Raw genomic sequence first — 16,135 nt, forward strand, 5'->3', positions numbered from 1 at the left:
CACCGGCACTCCGCACACAGCACCTGCGGGGCAGGCGCGCCGTCAGCCCTCCCGGCCCGCCGCCACGGGCGACACGAACCTGTCGCGCCAGGCCAGGGCGACGTACACCAGTCCGATCAGCACCGGGACCTCGATCAGCGGACCGACGACACCTGACAGCGCCTGGCCGGAGGTGACGCCGAAGGTGGCGATGGCGACGGCGATGGCCAGCTCGAAGTTGTTGCCGGCCGCGGTGAAGGCCAGAGTCGCGGTGCGGTCGTAGGCCAGCCCGAGGGCCTTGCCGAGCAGGAAGGACCCGAAGAACATGATCGCGAAGTAGACGAGCAGCGGCAGTGCGATGCGTACGACGTCCAGCGGTTGCGAGGTGATGGTCCTCCCCTGGAGCGCGAAGAGGATGACGATCGTGAAGAGCAGCCCGTACAGGGCCCAAGGTCCGATCCTCGGCAGGAAATCGGCTTCGTAGGCGTCGCGGCCCGTCCTCCGCTCGCCGAAGCGGCGAGTGAGGAAGCCGGCGAGCAGCGGGACGCCGAGGAAGACGACGACGTTGAGGGCGATGTGCCAGACCGGAACATCGAGGCCCTGCCCGTCCCCGAGGCCCAGCCACCGCGGCAGCACGTCCAGGTAGAACCAGCCCAGCACGCCGAACGCGATCACCTGGAACACGGAGTTCAGCGCGACCAGGACGGCCGCCGCCTCACGGTCGCCGCAGGCGAGGTCGTTCCAGATGATGACCATGGCGATGCAGCGTGCGAGTCCGACGATGATCAGGCCGGTGCGGTACTCGGGCAGGTCGGACAGGAACATCCATGCCAGGGCGAACATGACCGCCGGTCCGACGATCCAGTTGATGACCAGCGAGGACACCATCAGCCTGCGGTCGCCGGTGACGGCGCCGAGCCTGTCGTAGCGGACCTTGGCGAGTACCGGATACAGCATCACGAGCAGTCCCAGCGCGATCGGCAGGGAAATGCCCCCGACCTCGGTCTTGGCCAGCGCGTCGTTCATCCCGGGGATCGCCCGCCCCAGCCCCAGGCCGACGGCCATGGCGAGCAGGATCCACAGGGCGAGCCAGCGGTCGAGAACGGAGAGCTTCCGGACGACCGAGTCCGCACCGGACCCGTCTGCGGCCCGGCCGTCCGTGTGCACCTTCGCGGCGCCCTCGCCGGTCACGGGCAGGCCCTCTTGTTCCCGGCTGCCGTACGGGCGGACTCGGCCAGCGCCGCGAACTGCGCGGAGAGCCCGGCGAGAACCTCGGGGCGCAGCTTGTAGTAGGTGAAGCGGCCACAGGGTTCGGTGTCCACCACACCGGACTCCCGGAGGACCTTCATGTGGTTGGACAGGTTCGTCTGCTTCGCACCGGTCTCCTCGACCAGGTGCGTCGTACACAGCGTCTCGCGCGCCAGGAGGGTCACGATCCGGAGGCGGAGCGGATCGCTCAGCACCCGCATCAGATCAGCATCGACTGAAGTCAGCATGCGGGGATACTCTCACATCACTACCCGCTGATATCAGCCGGGAGTGATTCATTGACGGGCTGGATCCGTCACACGACGAGGGAGCACGATCACCATGGCCGAGCCCGGTCGCAAGCCGTCCGTCCTGTTCGTCTGCGTACACAACGCAGGCCGCTCCCAGATGGCCGCGGCCTGGCTGACCCACCTGGCCGGGGACCGCGTCGAGGTCCGGTCCGCCGGATCGGACCCCGGCAACGCCGTCAACCCCGCCGCAGTCGAGGCGATGGCGGAGGCAGGGATCGACATCTCCGCGCAGACCCCGAAGGTGCTGACGGCCGACGCGGTCCGGGAGTCCGATGTGTGCGTCACGATGGGCTGCGGGGACACCTGCCCCGTCTTCCCCGGCAAGCGCTACCTCGACTGGGAACTGGACGACCCGGCCGGCCTGGGAGTCGAGGCGGTGCGCACCGTCCGCGACGAGATCAGGGCACTCGTCGAGGACCTCGTCGCGGAGATCGCCCCGAGCACCGCGGCCTGACGGCCCGTTCCTCAGGCCGCGCCCTTCTTGGCCGCGGCGAGGATCTTCACCACGGTGTGGAAGAAGCGCGTCGTCGCGTCGTGGCCCAGGACGCGCTCCTGGAAACCCTTCGCGGCGGGCGCCTTGCCGTTGATCAGATGCCAGACGACGAAGGCGTCGTACCCGGAACTGCCGATGATCTCCATGTCCTTCTTCGGTGAGAGCATCGGCAGCGAGAGCGCGGGATCGATCCGCTCGGTCGCGAACACCACACAGCAGCGCAGGTCGTCGGTGACCGTGACGTCCTTGAACGGGTCGAGCGCGATGAGCGCTTCCAGTTCCGGCACCGTACGCAGACAGACCGCGACCTCGTAGCCGAGCGCCCCTTCGAGGTGCTCACCGATTCGCGCGCCGAGCGCGGACCGGTCCGCCTCGTCGGACTCGAAGAAGACGTTGCCGCTCTGGATGTAGCTGCGTACGGAACCGAACCCCATGTCCGTGAACAGACTGCGCAGATACTCCATCTTCACGGAGCGGCCCGGCACGTTCATCCCGCGCAGGAACGCGATGTACAGCAAATCAGATCACCTGTCCGCAAGGAGGTGTGGAAAGTGAGGGCGAGCCACGGTCGGCGCCCGACAGCGTAGCCCGCGCGCCGCCGGACGAGGGGGTGGCAGGTCCGAGCGCTGCGGTGCATTCGCCGCCGGGTCACGCGGCGTCCCCCAACGGCCGCTCGACGGGCGACGACTGCGCGATCCCGGTCGCCGTGCCCGCCAACGCGATGCCCAGCACGGCGATTCCGATGACGACGAAGACCGCGGTCACCCCGAATCCGGCCGCGGCAGTGGTGGCGGCGGCCGCGCCCAGCGGGCCGAGAGCCGAGTGGATGGTCCAGAACGTGGAGGTGACCCGCCCCAGCAGCCGACTCGGGGTCACCTCCTGACGCAGCGACATGGAGGAGATTCCGGCCACACCGGTACACACGGCGTTGACCGTCATCAGAACGGCGACCACCGGTACGCTCCTCGCCGGACCCATGCAGGCGACGGTCACCCCGGCGAGCGCGAAGGCCGTGATCCAGCTCGCCCCGAACCCCATCCGCGCGCGGACCCGGGCGACCACGGCGGAGGCGACGAACGCGCCGACCGTACCGGCCGCCAGCACATAGCCGACCGTGGTGTCACTGTGGCCGAGATCGTGCTTCAGCAGATAGATGACGAGGTCTGTCATCCCGTAGGTGAGGAAGGTCAGCAGCGCCAGCAGCACGGTCAACGGCCGGAGCACCGGATGTGCCCGGAGGAATTGTGCGCCTGCCAGGAACTCCCGCCGCACCGCACCGCGTCCGGCCCGCTCCGCGTCCACCCGCGGGGTCGTGCGGATCCTGATGAACAGCACCCCGATCGCGGAGACCGCGAAGGTCACCGCGTCGATGCCGATGGCAGCGGCCGGCCCGGCGGCCGCTGCCACGAAACCCGCGAGTGCCGGGCCGGCGACTCCGGCGACGGCGAAGGTGGCGAAGAGATGCCCGTTGGCTCTCGCGATCTGGTCGGGCCCCACGATGGCCGGGACGACGGTCACATAGGTGACCTGGAAGAGCATGGCGAAGGCACCGACGACCGGCACGATGAGGTAGATCAGCCAGATCGGCGTCGCGAACAGCCAGACCAGCGGGACGATCGCGTAGAGCAGACAGCGGGCCCCGTCGCTGATCACCAGCAGCCACCGACGGTCGAACCGGTCCGCGATCACCCCCGCGAAGACACCCGTGACGATCGACGCGACACCCGTGAGGCCGGTGACGACCCCCATCTGGACCACCGAACCCGTGCTGTGCAGCACCAGGAGCGGGATCGCCACGTACGAGAAGGAGTCCCCGAGGGCGGACAGGGCCTGGATGACAAGGAACATACGGTAGGCGGGGTTTCTCCGGAGCGCGGGGGAACCACGTTCACCCGCTGCCGTCGCCGACTCCTTCTGCGGCCCTTCACCTGCACCCACTGCATGCCCTCCCCGGTCCGGTCCGCCTCGACGGTATGCGTCCCGGTGCGGAGAGGCCCGTCATTTTCCGGCCGTCCCGGGGACATCGTCCACGAGCGGACACGTGCGGTTCTTCGCACGGGACCTCCGGCGTCCTACGGTGGTGGTCCACCGTCGACAGCCTTCCTGGGAGATTCCGTTGCGCATGCTGATCAACGTCCCTGAAACCGTGGTCGCCGACGGGCTGCGCGGCATGGCCGCCGCCCATCCCGAACTGACCGTGGACGTCGAGAACCGTGTCGTCGTGCGACGCGACGCCCCCGTTGCCGGAAAGGTCGCCCTGGTCTCCGGCGGCGGGTCCGGGCACGAACCGCTCCATGCCGGGTTCGTCGGCCCCGGGATGCTGTCGGCCGCCTGCCCGGGCGAGGTGTTCACGTCGCCCGTCCCGGATCAGATGGTGCGGGCCGCCGCCGCCGTCGACAGCGGTGCGGGCGTGCTGTTCGTCGTGAAGAACTACACCGGTGACGTGCTCAACTTCGAGATGGCCGCCGAACTCGCCGACGAGGAAGGGGTACGGGTCGCCCAGGTGCTCGTCAACGACGACGTGGCGGTGACCGACAGCCTCTTCACGGCCGGGCGCAGGGGCACGGGAGCGACCCTGTTCGTGGAGAAGATCGCCGGGGCGGCGGCGGAGGAGGGCGCGCCCCTGGACCGGGTGGCGGCCCTCGCGCGGCAGGTCAACGAGGCGTCGCGGAGCTTCGGGGTGGCCCTGACCTCGGTGACCGCGCCCGCCAAGGGCTCCCCCACCTTCGATCTGCCGCCGGGCGAACTCGAACTCGGGGTGGGGATCCACGGCGAGCCCGGACGGGAGCGGCGCCCGATGATGACGTCACGGGAGATCGCCGACTTCGCGGTGGACGCGGTACTGGAGGACCTGCGGCCACGGGGGCCGGTCATCGCGCTCGTCAACGGGATGGGGGCGACACCGTTGCTGGAGCTGTACGGATTCAACGCCGAGGTACAGCGGGTGCTCTCCGAGCGCGGTGTGGTGGTGGCCCGTACCCTCGTGGGGAACTACGTGACCTCGCTCGACATGGCGGGCTGTTCGGTGACGCTCTGCCAGGTGGACGAGGAACTGGTACGGCTCTGGGACGCACCCGTGCAGACACCCGCGCTGCGCTGGGGCCGTTGACCCGCCCGTTCCCCTGGAATGCCCTTTCGTCCGACGTACCGAGGAGCGCATGTGCTCGACGCCGAATTCTTCCTCCGCTGGATGTCCACGACCACTGCCGCGGTCGACCGTGAGGCGGCGCATCTGACCGAACTCGACTCCGCGATCGGGGACGCCGACCACGGCAGCAATCTGCAGCGCGGTTTCACCGCCGTCGCGGCAGCCCTGGAGAAGGAACCGCCAGTGACACCGGGCGCCGTGCTGATGCTCGCCGGGCGGCAGTTGATCTCGACCGTCGGCGGGGCGTCGGGCCCGCTGTACGGAACGCTGCTGCGGCGCACGGGCAAGGAACTGGGGGATGCCCCGGCTGTCGGCGCCGAGGAGCTGGCGCGTGCGCTCGGGGCAGGTGTGGCCGCGGTGGCCCAGCTGGGCGGCGCGCAGGCCGGGGACAAGACGATGCTCGATGCGCTGCTGCCCGCGGTCGAGGCACTCGGGACGTCGTTCGAGGCGGGACGGGACGCGGCCGGGGCGGGCGCACTGGCGACCGTCCCCCTCCAGGCGCGCAAGGGCAGGGCGAGTTATCTGGGTGAGCGGAGCATCGGGCATCAGGACCCGGGGGCGACGTCGGCCGCGTTGCTGATCGCCGCGCTCGCGGAGGCGGCCGGTGCGGACGGAGGTGACGCGTGAGCGCGGACAAGCAGGTCGGCATCGTGCTGGTGTCGCACAGCGGTCCGGTGGCCGCGGCGGTCGCCGAGCTGGCGAGGGGGCTCGCGGCCGGTGGGGCGACGGCGCCGGTGGCCGCGGCGGGCGGTACTCCGGCGGGCGGGCTCGGGACCAGCGCGGAGCTCATCGCGGAGGCGGCCCGGTCCGTCGACGGCGGGGCGGGGGTCGCGGTACTCGTCGACCTGGGCAGCGCCGTGCTCACGGTGAAGGCGATGGTGGCCGAGGGCGACGAGCTCCCCGACGGGACCCGCCTGGTCGACGCGCCCTTCGTGGAGGGTGCGGTGGCCGCGGTGGTCACCGCTTCGGCTGGCGGCGATCTCGACGCGGTGGTGGCCGCGGCCACGGAGGCGTACGACTACCGCAAGGTGTAGGCGGCCTGTCGTCCGCGCGGTTGCGGTCCTGCCACCCACACTTGACGGCATGGCACCCCACGCGCACTCCGGACGCAGCGCCGGTCTTCTCCTGTTCCGCCGCCGCGGCACCGGCTTCGAGGTGCTCGTCGGGCACATGGGCGGACCGTTCTGGGCGCGCCGGGAGGAGGCGGCGTGGTCGGTCCCCAAGGGCGAGTACGGGCCCGAGGAGGGGGCCGGGGCAGCGGCACGCCGCGAGTTCGAGGAGGAGTTCGGCCACCCCGTCCCGGACGGGGCGTGGGTGGCGCTGGGCGAGTCGCGCCAGGCCGGCGGCAAGACGGTGACCGTGTGGGCGGTGGAGGCCGACGTCGATCCGGCCACGGCGGTGCCGGGGACGTTCACCATGGAGTGGCCGCGGGGATCCGGCGTGCGGCGGGAGTTCCCGGAGATCGACCGGTTCGCCTGGTGTACGCCGGAGGTCGCCGCCGAGCGGCTGGTCAAGGGCCAGCGCGTCTTCCTGGACCGGCTGCGGGACCACCTGTCCGACGGACAGGAACCGGCCGGGCACGACGACGGGGCCTGAGTCCGCCCGCGGCGGACTCGGGCCCCGTCGTGCGGCACCGCGGTCAGGTGCGGGTGACGGTCCTGCCGGCCCGCAGTCGCAGCCGGTCGCCGGTGAAGCGGCTGCGGAAGCTGCGGTCGTGCGAGACGACCACGACGGCTCCCTCGTACGCCGCCAGTGCCGCCTCCAGCTCCTCCACCAGGTTCAGGGCGATGTGGTTGGTCGGTTCGTCCAGCACCAGCAGATCGGCGGGCCGGGTGACCAGCCTGGCCAGCGCCAGTCTGCGTTGTTGTCCGACGGAGAGCGCGGCGACCGGGACGGGCAGGTCCTCCGGGCGGAAGAGCCCGAGTGCGAGAAGCATGTCAGTGTACTCGTCGGCGTGACCGAGCCGTCCCGCCGCGAAGGTGTCCAGCAGGGTGCGCCGGGTCGGCCGGGCGGGAAGCTCCTGCGGCAGATAGCCGACCCTGGCCCGGCGGCGCACCGTGCCCGTGTCGGGGGCGAGGTCACCCGCCAGTACCCGCAGGAGGGTCGATTTCCCGGCCCCGTTCGCCCCGGTGACCAGCAGACGCTGCCCGCTCTCCACCCGCAGCTCCGGCATGCTCAGCCGCTCGCCCACCGCGACGGATGTGAGCTCCACGAGTGGCCCCGGCTCCCGGGCGCCGTCGGAGGCCAGGGTCAGCCCGGCGGAGAACCGCAGCGGCTGGGGCGGAGCCGGCACGGGCGCCCTGCGCAGCCCTTCCAGCCTCGTCCTTGCCGCTCTGACCTGCCCGGACAGCTTCGCCTCGTGCGACCGGCGATGCTTGCCCCAGCCCTCCCCGGGGTCCGTTCCGGTGACGGCGAGCCGCCGGCCCGAGGCGTTCACGAGTTCTTCGGCACGGGCCAGCTCGTCCTGCCATTCCTGGTGGTCCTGGGCCCAGCGGCGGCGTGCCGCGGCCTTCGCCGTGCGGTAGCCGTCCCAGCCGTCCCCGTACCGGACGGCGCTGCGCAGATCGCGGTCGACCTCGACGATGACGGTGGTCGTCCGCTCCAGGAACGCCCGGTCGTGAGTGATCACGACGAGGGTGCCGCGGTGGGCACGCAGCTGTTCCTCCAGCCAGGTGGTGGCCCGGAGGTCGAGGTGGTTGGTCGGCTCGTCGAGCAGCAGCAGTTCGGGGTCGGATGCCAGGACGCAGGCGAGCGCGAGCCTGGACTGTTCGCCCCCGGAGAGGCTGCCGAGCGTGCGCTCCCGGGTGATGTGCCCGAGCCCGAGTCCGTGCACGGCGGCGTCGACCCGGGCATCGGCCCGGTATCCGCCGCGTTCTTCGTACTCCGTCAGCAGGTCTCCGTACACGGTCAGTTGTGCCTCGTCGATTCCCCCGGACGCGGCGAGTGCCGCCTCGGCGGCACGGATCCGCCGCTCCAGTACGCGCAGTTCGGCGAAGGCGGCGTCCACGGCGTCCTGGACGGTGCGGGCGGGGTCGAGGGCGAGCGTCTGCGAGAGGTAGCCGGTGCCGCCGTGGAAGCGGACGGTGATCTCGCCGCTGTCCGGCGTCTCGGCTCCGGCGATCAGCCGCAGGAGCGTGGACTTGCCGGATCCGTTCTCGCCGATGACCCCGACGTGGTCGCCGGGGCGGACGGTGAGTGAGACCTGGTCGAGGACGGCACGGTCTCCGTATGCCTTGGAGACGTCCTTGAGGGTCAGCTGGGAGTGGTCGTGCGAGAGGGGCATGGTTGCTTGTCCCTGGGGTGGGTGCCTCGGCGCCTGTGGCAGGGCGCGGCGGGCGGGGCTTCCGGACGGTCCGAGGGGAGGGCTGCACGCGGCGCGGCGCGGACGTCACGGTGTGACGGCCCGGCGTCGCGCGGCGGTGGCCCTGCGCGCAGTCAGCGGAAGTAGTAGTACCAGCCCATGCAGGCAGTCTAAGGGGTGCCCATAGCCGGACACCGCGCCGACTGTCACAGCTTCTTGCGGGAGCGACCACGCGGGAGCGACCGTGAGGACCTGCCGTCCTGTGGGGCTCCCGCGCGGCAGAACGACACGCGTCGGCGCCTACGGGCTCTCGCCCTGTGCGATCTCGATGCTGCTGTGCAGGTCGTACGTCGCGTCGAGTGCGGCCGTCCCCGACACCACCAGGCAGGCGAGCAGCGCCGCGGCGGCAGCCCTGCCGACGCGCGGGCGTGCGGCGGCCTTGCCGAGAAGGGCAGCGACGCGGCGCGGGACGGGCCCCGCGGCGGCCGCGAGCGCATGGGCGGGGCGGGACGCGGGCGGCTCTCCGGCGGCCCGTACGGCGAGTGCGGCGCGCCCGACGGCCCGGGCCGCGACCCGGCGGTCCCCCACCGCCTGCGCGGCTGCCTCGTCGGCCCAGCGCTCCAGTGCGTAGGCCAGGGGAGCCCGCAGGGCGCGCAGGGCGGGATGGCAGCGCGCGGACAGTTCGGCGGCTGCGAGGTACAGGTGGTGGCGCCCGGCGAGGTGAGCGCGTTCGTGGGCGAGGAGCGCTTCCCTTTCGGCCGGGTCGAGGGCGTGCAGCATGCCGGTGGTGACGACGATCCGGCCGGGACTGCCGGGCCGGCCGGGCAGTGCGTAGGCGTCCGGCCGGTCGTCCCGCAGGACCGCGAGTTCTCCCCCGTCGCCCCGGTCCGGACCGGCGGACCGGTGAAGCCGGCCCCAGTGGCCGCGCACCGCGCGTGTCAGGGCGGCGGCGCAGCCGGTGATCAGCACCAGGGCGGCAGCGGCGAGCGGGACGGCCGTGCCCGGTGCGGGTACCGCGAGCGGGTGGACGAAGTCCCCCGCGGCGGCGACGACGGAGAGGCGGCCCGCACCTGGTACGACGAGCAGCGCGAGGGCGGACAGGGCGCAGAGCGCGAGGCCCGCACCGGTCGCGGCGAGGAGCCGGGCGGCCTGTACCGGGGGCAGGGCGTCGGCCAGCCGGCGGGCGGCGGGGACGACCGCGAAGGGCACCAGCAGCGGAATCCACACGGCGTAGATCACCGGGGGTCACCGTCGAGGAGATCGCGGAGCAGCCTCTCGTCCTCGTCGGAGAGCTGTGAGACGAACCGGGCCAGCACCGTGCTGCGGTCCTGTTCCTTGCGCAGTTCGCTGTGCATCCGGCGGGCGGTCAGTCCGGCAGCGTCCTCGGTGGGCGTGTATGCGAAACCGCGCCCCACCCTGCCGCGGGTGACCGAGCCCTTCTCGTAGAGGCGCGACAGGATCGTGGTGACGGTGGTGCGGGCGAGTTCCGTCTCGATCGCGCCCTGCACCTGGCCGGGTGTGAGCGGCGTCCCGGCCGCCCAGAGCGCCGCCAGGACCGTCGATTCCAGTTCGCCGGAGGGACGTCGCTCGGCGGCGCGGTCCGCCGGGCCGGGCACGGGTACGGCGGGGGGACTCGCCCCGGGCGTGTCCGATGGGGCCGGCTCGCCGGGCGCCGCACCGGACGGCCGGTGGGCGGATTCCCCGCCCGGTATCCCGTTCACCTGGGACATGGGAACGCTCCTCCCCGCTCGATCGTCTACAGTGACGTAGACCGTCTACGTTACTGTAGACGATCCGGGCGTTCCGCAAGGCCGCCCGCTGACCATTATGGAGACCCGCCACCGTGTCCGTACTTTCGTCGGCGCCCCTGCCTCAAGCGGTGAACCTGCTGGATGCCGGTTCACTGCTCGGCACGTTCGGCGCGCTCGGCATCGCCGTCGTGCTCTTCGCCGAGACGGGGCTGCTCGTCGGCTTCTTCCTGCCCGGCGACTCCCTGCTGTTCACCGCGGGCCTCTTCTGTGTGCCCGGCGCGCACGGACCGGTCGAGCTTTCACTGCCGCAGGTGCTGATGGCCTCGGTGGCCGGCGCGCTGATCGGCGCACAGGCCGGCTACTGGATCGGGCGGCGCGGCGGCCGGGCGCTGCTCGCCCGCAGCGGCTCCGGGCGCCTGCGCGAAGGCGCAGCCCGCGCCGAGGAGCTGCTCGGGAAGTACGGCCATGGCCGGGCGATCGTGCTGGCCCGTTTCGTCCCCGTGGTGCGGACCGTGCTGAACCCGCTGGCCGGGGCGCTCGACGTCCCGGTGCGGGTGTTCACGCTGTGGCAGGCGGTCGGCGGCGTGGTCTGGACCGTCGGACTGGTGCTCGCCGGATATGGGCTGGGGTCCTCGGTTCCCAACGTCGACCGGTACCTGCTGCCGATCGTCGCCCTGGTCGTCGCGGTCTCCCTCGTCCCGCTCGCCGCCGAACTGATCCGCGCCCGGCGCACCACCGAAGGAGACACCCACCGATGACGCCCGCCTCCACCGCTTCCTCGATCGACGGGGGGTTCTACACCTGGGTCACCGAGCTGGCCCAGCGTTCCCCCGCCGCCCTGGATTCAGCCGTCCGCGTCTGGTCGGACTACGGCCTGGCCCTGTTCGCCCTGCTGATGCTCGCGTCCTGGTGGCGCTCGCGGACCGCGGATCCCGCGCGGACCGCCATGGCCCTGTGCACCCCGCTGGTCGTGGTGGCCGCGTACCTCGTCAACGACCTGTTCAAGTCCGCCTTCCATGAACAGCGGCCCTGCCGGACGCTGCACGTCGTGACGGTGGAGGCCTGTCCCGCCCTCGGCGACTGGTCGTTCCCCAGCAACCACGCCGCCATCGCAGCTGCCGCGGCGACTGCGATCTGGCTGACCGACCGCCGGATCGGCGCGGTCGCGCTCGCCGCCGCTCTGCTGATGGGTGCTTCCCGGGTCTGGGTCGGGGCGCACTACCCGCACGATGTGCTGATCGGCCTGCTGGCCGGCGCCCTGGCCGCCTGGCCCCTGGCGGTGGCGGCCCGCCGCTGCGCGCCGGCGGTCGTGCGATTGCGCGAAAGCCGGCTGCGCCCGCTGGTCGCGGCGGGGTGAGCAGACGCGTGCGCCGTTCGATCCGCCGGAGGCCCTGCTGTGCCCGTGCGCCTCGCATGCGCACTGTGCGGGTCGCGAGGCTCCGTCACTCCCCCGGCAGACGGATGACGGCGAGGCCGCCGTCGAGGTCGACGGTGGAGCGGTGGGGCGGTGCTCCGTCCTCCTCGTCGTCGCGCAGCAGCAGGGCGCTCTGGCGTTCCTTGAGCTCGCTCTGCTTGCCGGGTGAGAACGTCGCATGCAGCTGCTCGAAGCCGGTCGCCGAGATCTGGCCCTGTCTGGCGCTGTTGCGCCACGGCAGCAGCCCCGCCCGCCCCGCCCTCAGCAGCAGCTGATCGAGGAAGGCGGCGACGGTCAGCCCGATCACCAGTACGGGCAGCGTCATCAGGGCGGCGAATTCCATGGGGGGAGTATCCGTCCGGGGCGGTGCGGTGTCCATCGGCCGCGAGGTACGACGATGCGGGCCGGCGCGCGGTGCGACGGCCCGCAGGGTCGTGAGGGAGGGGTCGGCCGGTCAGCCGTTGGGAAGGATGACCGCGCGGCCGTTGATCTTGCCGTCGTGCAGCCGCTCGTACGCCAGCGGGGCCTCGTCCAGGGAGTACGTCTCGACGTGGACCTTCACCGCGCCCGCGTGGGCCAGGTCGAGCACCTCGGCCAGTTCGGACCGGGATCCCCAGTACGGGGCGGTCACCGTCGTGCTGAACGGCAGGGAGCCGAAGCCCACCGGCAGCGCTCCACCGCCGATGCCCACGATCGTGACGTCGGAGTCGATGGCTGCGGCGGCACCGGCCGTGGCGACGGTCGGCGGCGCACCGACGAAGTCGAGGACGACCTGCGCGCCGATCCCTCCGGTCAGTTCACGGATCCGGTCCGCGGCGTGCTGGTCGGACAGGACGGTCTCGTGTGCCCCGACCGTACGGGCCAGGGCGAGCTTGTCCTCCGAGACGTCGAGGGCGATGACCCGGACGGCCGTCATGGCGCGCAGCAGCTGGATCGCCACGTGGCCGAGGCCGCCGGTGCCGATGACGACGGCGGTTGCTCCGGGCACCAGCTTCGGCAGGGAGCGCTTGATCGCGTGGTAGGGCGTGAGGCCGGCGTCGGTGAGCGGCACCGCCTGCACCGGGTCGAGGTCTCCGAGGGGCACCAGATGGCGCGGGTCGTCGACGATCATGTACTCGGCCATGGCACCGGGCGAGCCCAGTCCGGGCGGATTGATGCCGAGCTCCTTGGCGCGCAGGCAGTAGTTCTCCTTGCCCTCGGCGCACTTGATGCACGTACCGCAGCCCCAGGGGCCGTAGACCGCGACGGACTCGCCGGTCGAGAGTCCGCTGACGCCGTCGCCGAGCGCGGCGACGGTGCCGACTCCCTCGTGGCCGAGGGTCAGCGGCAGCGGGTAGGGGAACTGGTCGGCCGGCCAGGACATCACCGCGATGTCGGAGTGGCAGACGCCCGCCGCGGTGACCTTCAGCAGCACCTGGCCGGGGCCGGGCTCCGGGTCGGGCACGGTGACGACCTCGGGTGCGGCGCCGATTTCGCGGTACTGAACGGCTTTCATGGGGTCCTCCTTGACCTCTGCTGATCTATTTCTCGCCCCCCTGTCCCCCGTCCGATACTCAGGAGGCGGAGTATCCGCCGTCCACCAGGTGGTAGCTGCCGTGGATGAACGAGGCGCGGTCGGAGAGCAAGAAGGCGGCGAGCTCCGCCACTTCCTCCGCCGTGCCGAGGCGTCCGGCCGGGTGCAGCGAGATCAGGTGGTCGCGGGCGGGGCCCTCGGTGTCGCGCAGGAGCGGGGTGTCGATGAAGCCGGGTCCGACCGCGTTGACGCGGACGTTCTGCGCGGCGTATTCGAGGGCTGCCGTCTTGGTGAGGCCGACGACTCCGTGCTTGGCCGCGACATACGCGGGCGAGCCGGCGAAGCCGTTGGTGCCGAGGATCGACGACATGTTGACGATCGCGCCGCCGCCCGCGGCGACGATGGCGGGAAGCTCGTAGCGCATGGAGTAGAAGACGCCGCTCAGGTTGGTGGCGACGACGCGGTCCCAGTCCTCGACGGCGTAGTCACCGGTCGGGTTGCTGGGGCCGCCGATGCCGGCGTTGTTCACGGCGAGGTGCAGAGCACCGAAGGTGTCGACGGCGAATCGCACGCCCGCTTCGACGGAGGCGGGGTCGGTGACGTCCATGGCGACGGCGGCGGCCTTGGCGCCGGCCGCCTCCAGTGCGGCGACCGCCTTGCGGGCGCTCTCCTGGTCGTAGTCGGCGACGACGACGGACGCGCCGGCGGCGGCGAGCCGGTGGGAGAGGGCCAGACCGATGCCGGAGGCCCCTCCGGTGATGAGGGCGGTGCGGCCGGCGAACTCCTGGTCGGCGGGGGTGGTGGTGCTCATGATGTTCTGTTTCCTTCCGTGATGCTGTGTGACGCCGGTCCGGCGGGCAGCTGCGCGAGCAGGTCCGTCGCAAGGGCGTCGAATGCCTGCTCGACGAGCCGGGGCAGCTCTTCGGGGCAGCCTCCGCGCACCCAGGCGGCCTGGGCGGCGAGGAGTGCTCCGGCTCCCGCGGCGACGGTGACGGCGGGGCGGATGTCCTGCCGCGGGTCGACGCCGAGCCGTTCGGCGATGAGGGCGACCGAGTCCTCCTGGGCGTCCACCCGGATGTGGTGGAACGCCGCGTAGAGGGTCGGTTCCCGCTGCGCGAGGACCAGCAGCTCGAAGATCCTCGGGCGGCGGTGCCAGGCCTGCGCCTCGGGGTGCGCGAGCCAGTCCATGACGGCCCGGCGGTACGCGGTGAGCGGGGGTTCACCGGCGGGCCGGTCCCGCAGGGCGTCGTTGATCCGGTCGCCGTCACCGCGGACCGAGTCCAGGACCGCGTCTTCCTTGCTCGCGAAGTACCGGCTGAAGGTGCGCCGGTCGACGTCCGCGCGTTCCGCGATCTCCTCGACCGTCACGTCCCGCAGCCCTCGGTCGAGCACGAGCTCGAACGCGGCCTGGGCCAGCGTGTCCCGGGTCTGGCGCGCCTTGCGGCTCCGCCTCTCCGGGGTCTTCCGTTCCCGGTTCATATCTGCACCGTACACCTAAAAATGTCCCGACGCGACAAAAGTCGCATCGGGACATCTTCAGTCCGTCGTGGCCCTTCGGGCCGGGAGCGGGCGCGGTGCGAGGCATGGCCGCTACCGCCCGCTGAAAGCCTCCGCCGCCCGCCTCGCGCCATGGCCCGACGGCTCGGCGGGACGGTTCCCGGATGGCGTCCGCCGCACCGAGAGCACGGCGATGTCATCGCGCCGCACACCGCCGGAGAACTCCTCCAGGTCGCGATGGAGCGCGTCGAGCAGCTCCCGGGGGCCCAGGTGCGCCCAACGGCCCAGCCGGGTGTCGAGCGGGTAGAAGTCCCCGGCCGCGTCACGGGCCTCGGTCACTCCGTCGGTGAACATCAGGAGCGTCGCGTCGGACGGGACGTCCAGCCATTCGGTGACCCGGGCCTCGCCGCTGAGCTCGGCCATGCCCAGCGGCACCGACGTACGGCGCAGGGGGACGGGGCCCGCCACGTTGTCGTGCAGCAGCCGGGGCGGCAGGTGTCCGCAGTTGACGGCCTGGACGCGCCCGTCGTCGTCGAAACCGAGCACCAGGGCGGTGACGAAGCGCTCGATCTCCCCGGTCTGCGCGGAGAAGGCGTTGTGCCGGGCGACCGCGTCCTCGAGAGCGTCGACGACCCCGGTCAGCGTGGGTTCACGGATGGCCGCCTCACGAAACGCCCCGAGGACGGCGAAACCCGCCCCGATCGCGGCGAGCCCCTTGCCCTGGACGTCCCCGATGATCACCCGGGTTCCGTAGGGCGACGACACCACCTCGTAGATGTCCCCGCCGACCAGACGGTCCTCCTCGATCGGCGCGTAGGTCCCGTGGGCGGCCACCTGGTCGGTCACGATGGGCAGCGGGCGCAGGATCTGGCGCTGGAGCGCCACGGCGGCGGAGCGCAGCCTGGCTATCTCGATGGCGTGGCGGATACGCAGCGCGCACGCCCCGACGCCGAGGAAACAGGCGAGCACCGTGAAGACGACACTGCTGGTGATGTCCCAGAAGGTCCCGCCGCTCACCAGACGTGAGCCGACGACCACCACCATGACCCAGGAGGCGACGCCCACGGTCTGACGGATCGTGCCGAAGACCGAGACGAGCGCGGGCACGACGACCATCAGCGGCACGATGCGCAGTTCGTCGCCGGACCCCATGTCGAGGAGGACGATCATGGCGGTCAGCAGTGCCAGACCGCCGAACAGCGTCCGGTTGCCGACCCTGGGGGCCCGGACGGCCGCCTCTCCCGCGTCCGTACCCGCGAGCGCTGTTCCACGCGTCGCGGACAAGCGCTGAAGCCCGATCGTCACAGCCGTCTCCTCCCGGGACCTGCCGGCCCGACGCCGGCGTTCCCTCCCAGTGCACCCGAGTGGGGCGGGGCGGCACACGAGGCTTACGGCCTCACCCCCCGCGCCGAAGGTCCCGGAGCGCGGCGCCGGCACGGGCGTCGGTCCGCAGGCCGAGGGTCCATCTCGCGGACCTCCC

The 16,135-nt window shown here is 72.0% G+C and carries 19 protein-coding genes; 7 read left to right on the forward strand and 12 right to left on the reverse strand.

Translation table 11 applies throughout. The features are described 5' to 3' along the window. Positions 1-42 precede the first annotated feature (42 nt). Positions 43-1,170, reverse strand: coding sequence for an ACR3 family arsenite efflux transporter (gene arsB, locus ACGFZA_RS14875; protein ID WP_393679246.1), 1,128 nt, complete (start codon positions 1,168-1,170; stop codon positions 43-45). Then, positions 1,167-1,475 carry an ArsR/SmtB family transcription factor gene (locus ACGFZA_RS14880; protein ID WP_385282808.1) on the reverse strand — a complete coding sequence of 103 codons (309 nt, stop codon included), beginning with the start codon at positions 1,473-1,475 and terminating at the stop codon, positions 1,167-1,169. Before ACGFZA_RS14880 ends, arsB begins: the two co-directional genes overlap by 4 nt. A gap of 94 nt (positions 1,476-1,569) precedes the next feature. Between ACGFZA_RS14880 and ACGFZA_RS14885 the strand changes: the two genes are divergently transcribed. Beyond that, positions 1,570-1,992, forward strand: coding sequence for an arsenate reductase ArsC (locus ACGFZA_RS14885; protein WP_385282811.1), 423 nt, complete (start codon positions 1,570-1,572; stop codon positions 1,990-1,992). 11 nt (positions 1,993-2,003) lie between these two features. Here the strand turns inward: ACGFZA_RS14885 and ACGFZA_RS14890 are convergent, their stop codons facing one another. Continuing rightward, on the reverse strand, positions 2,004-2,549 hold the full coding sequence (locus ACGFZA_RS14890; RefSeq protein ID WP_385282814.1) for a DUF1697 domain-containing protein: 546 nt from the start codon (positions 2,547-2,549) through the stop codon (positions 2,004-2,006). Positions 2,550-2,679: 130 nt separating this feature from the next. Then, positions 2,680-3,969 carry an MFS transporter gene (locus ACGFZA_RS14895; protein WP_393679249.1) on the reverse strand — a complete coding sequence of 430 codons (1,290 nt, stop codon included), beginning with the start codon at positions 3,967-3,969 and terminating at the stop codon, positions 2,680-2,682. 184 nt (positions 3,970-4,153) lie between these two features. On the opposite strand from ACGFZA_RS14895, the gene dhaK reads away from it, so the two are divergent. The 4 genes from dhaK to ACGFZA_RS14915 are packed head-to-tail and all read left to right on the forward strand — an operon-like array spanning position 4,154 to position 6,775. Beyond that, the gene (dhaK, locus tag ACGFZA_RS14900; protein WP_393679251.1) at positions 4,154-5,140 is read left to right on the forward strand and encodes a dihydroxyacetone kinase subunit DhaK; all 987 of its coding nucleotides are present in this window, start codon (positions 4,154-4,156) and stop codon (positions 5,138-5,140) included. 51 nt (positions 5,141-5,191) lie between these two features. Continuing rightward, on the forward strand, positions 5,192-5,806 hold the full coding sequence (dhaL, locus tag ACGFZA_RS14905; protein WP_385282823.1) for a dihydroxyacetone kinase subunit DhaL: 615 nt from the start codon (positions 5,192-5,194) through the stop codon (positions 5,804-5,806). Beyond that, a complete protein-coding gene (locus ACGFZA_RS14910; protein ID WP_385282826.1) occupies positions 5,803-6,213 on the forward strand; it encodes a PTS-dependent dihydroxyacetone kinase phosphotransferase subunit DhaM in 411 nt (136 codons plus the stop codon). The genes dhaL and ACGFZA_RS14910 overlap by 4 nt, the downstream gene beginning before the upstream one ends. A gap of 49 nt (positions 6,214-6,262) precedes the next feature. Next, positions 6,263-6,775 (forward strand): NUDIX domain-containing protein, encoded by a 513-nt coding sequence (locus ACGFZA_RS14915; RefSeq protein WP_393679255.1) that lies wholly within the window; start codon positions 6,263-6,265, stop codon positions 6,773-6,775. 43 nt (positions 6,776-6,818) lie between these two features. Here the strand turns inward: ACGFZA_RS14915 and abc-f are convergent, their stop codons facing one another. The 3 genes from abc-f to ACGFZA_RS14930 all read right to left on the reverse strand — a co-directional run bounded on the left by abc-f (position 6,819) and on the right by ACGFZA_RS14930 (position 10,096). Beyond that, positions 6,819-8,462, reverse strand: coding sequence for a ribosomal protection-like ABC-F family protein (abc-f, locus tag ACGFZA_RS14920; protein WP_393679257.1), 1,644 nt, complete (start codon positions 8,460-8,462; stop codon positions 6,819-6,821). 318 nt (positions 8,463-8,780) lie between these two features. Then, positions 8,781-9,719, reverse strand: coding sequence for a M56 family metallopeptidase (locus tag ACGFZA_RS14925; RefSeq protein ID WP_393679259.1), 939 nt, complete (start codon positions 9,717-9,719; stop codon positions 8,781-8,783). Then, positions 9,716-10,096 (reverse strand): BlaI/MecI/CopY family transcriptional regulator, encoded by a 381-nt coding sequence (locus ACGFZA_RS14930; RefSeq protein WP_385282871.1) that lies wholly within the window; start codon positions 10,094-10,096, stop codon positions 9,716-9,718. Before ACGFZA_RS14930 ends, ACGFZA_RS14925 begins: the two co-directional genes overlap by 4 nt. A gap of 227 nt (positions 10,097-10,323) precedes the next feature. Here ACGFZA_RS14930 and ACGFZA_RS14935 point away from each other — a divergent pair, with 227 nt between their 5' ends. Together ACGFZA_RS14935 and ACGFZA_RS14940 are read left to right on the forward strand one after the other, a co-directional pair. Continuing rightward, a complete protein-coding gene (locus ACGFZA_RS14935) occupies positions 10,324-10,989 on the forward strand; it encodes a DedA family protein (RefSeq protein ID WP_393679261.1) in 666 nt (221 codons plus the stop codon). Then, positions 10,986-11,588 carry a phosphatase PAP2 family protein gene (locus ACGFZA_RS14940; protein ID WP_393679263.1) on the forward strand — a complete coding sequence of 201 codons (603 nt, stop codon included), beginning with the start codon at positions 10,986-10,988 and terminating at the stop codon, positions 11,586-11,588. The genes ACGFZA_RS14935 and ACGFZA_RS14940 overlap by 4 nt, the downstream gene beginning before the upstream one ends. 85 nt (positions 11,589-11,673) lie before the next feature. Here the strand turns inward: ACGFZA_RS14940 and ACGFZA_RS14945 are convergent, their stop codons facing one another. The 5 genes from ACGFZA_RS14945 to ACGFZA_RS14965 form a co-directional block, all read right to left on the reverse strand. Next, on the reverse strand, positions 11,674-11,988 hold the full coding sequence (locus ACGFZA_RS14945) for a DUF6191 domain-containing protein (protein WP_393679265.1): 315 nt from the start codon (positions 11,986-11,988) through the stop codon (positions 11,674-11,676). 111 nt (positions 11,989-12,099) lie between these two features. Further along, entirely contained in the window at positions 12,100-13,140 is a 1,041-nt protein-coding gene (locus ACGFZA_RS14950; protein WP_393679267.1) for an NAD(P)-dependent alcohol dehydrogenase, read from the reverse strand. 58 nt (positions 13,141-13,198) lie between these two features. Continuing rightward, positions 13,199-13,969: an SDR family NAD(P)-dependent oxidoreductase gene (locus ACGFZA_RS14955; RefSeq protein WP_385282843.1), complete on the reverse strand. Its 771-nt coding sequence runs from the start codon at positions 13,967-13,969 to the stop codon at positions 13,199-13,201. Further along, entirely contained in the window at positions 13,966-14,637 is a 672-nt protein-coding gene (locus ACGFZA_RS14960; RefSeq protein ID WP_393679270.1) for a TetR family transcriptional regulator, read from the reverse strand. Before ACGFZA_RS14960 ends, ACGFZA_RS14955 begins: the two co-directional genes overlap by 4 nt. 111 nt (positions 14,638-14,748) lie before the next feature. Next, positions 14,749-15,960 (reverse strand): PP2C family protein-serine/threonine phosphatase, encoded by a 1,212-nt coding sequence (locus ACGFZA_RS14965; RefSeq protein WP_385282849.1) that lies wholly within the window; start codon positions 15,958-15,960, stop codon positions 14,749-14,751. Positions 15,961-16,135: the final 175 nt, after the last annotated feature.

Origin of the sequence: Streptomyces sp. NPDC048211, assembly GCF_043202315.1 — a bacterium.
Taxonomy (GTDB): domain Bacteria; phylum Actinomycetota; class Actinomycetes; order Streptomycetales; family Streptomycetaceae; genus Streptomyces.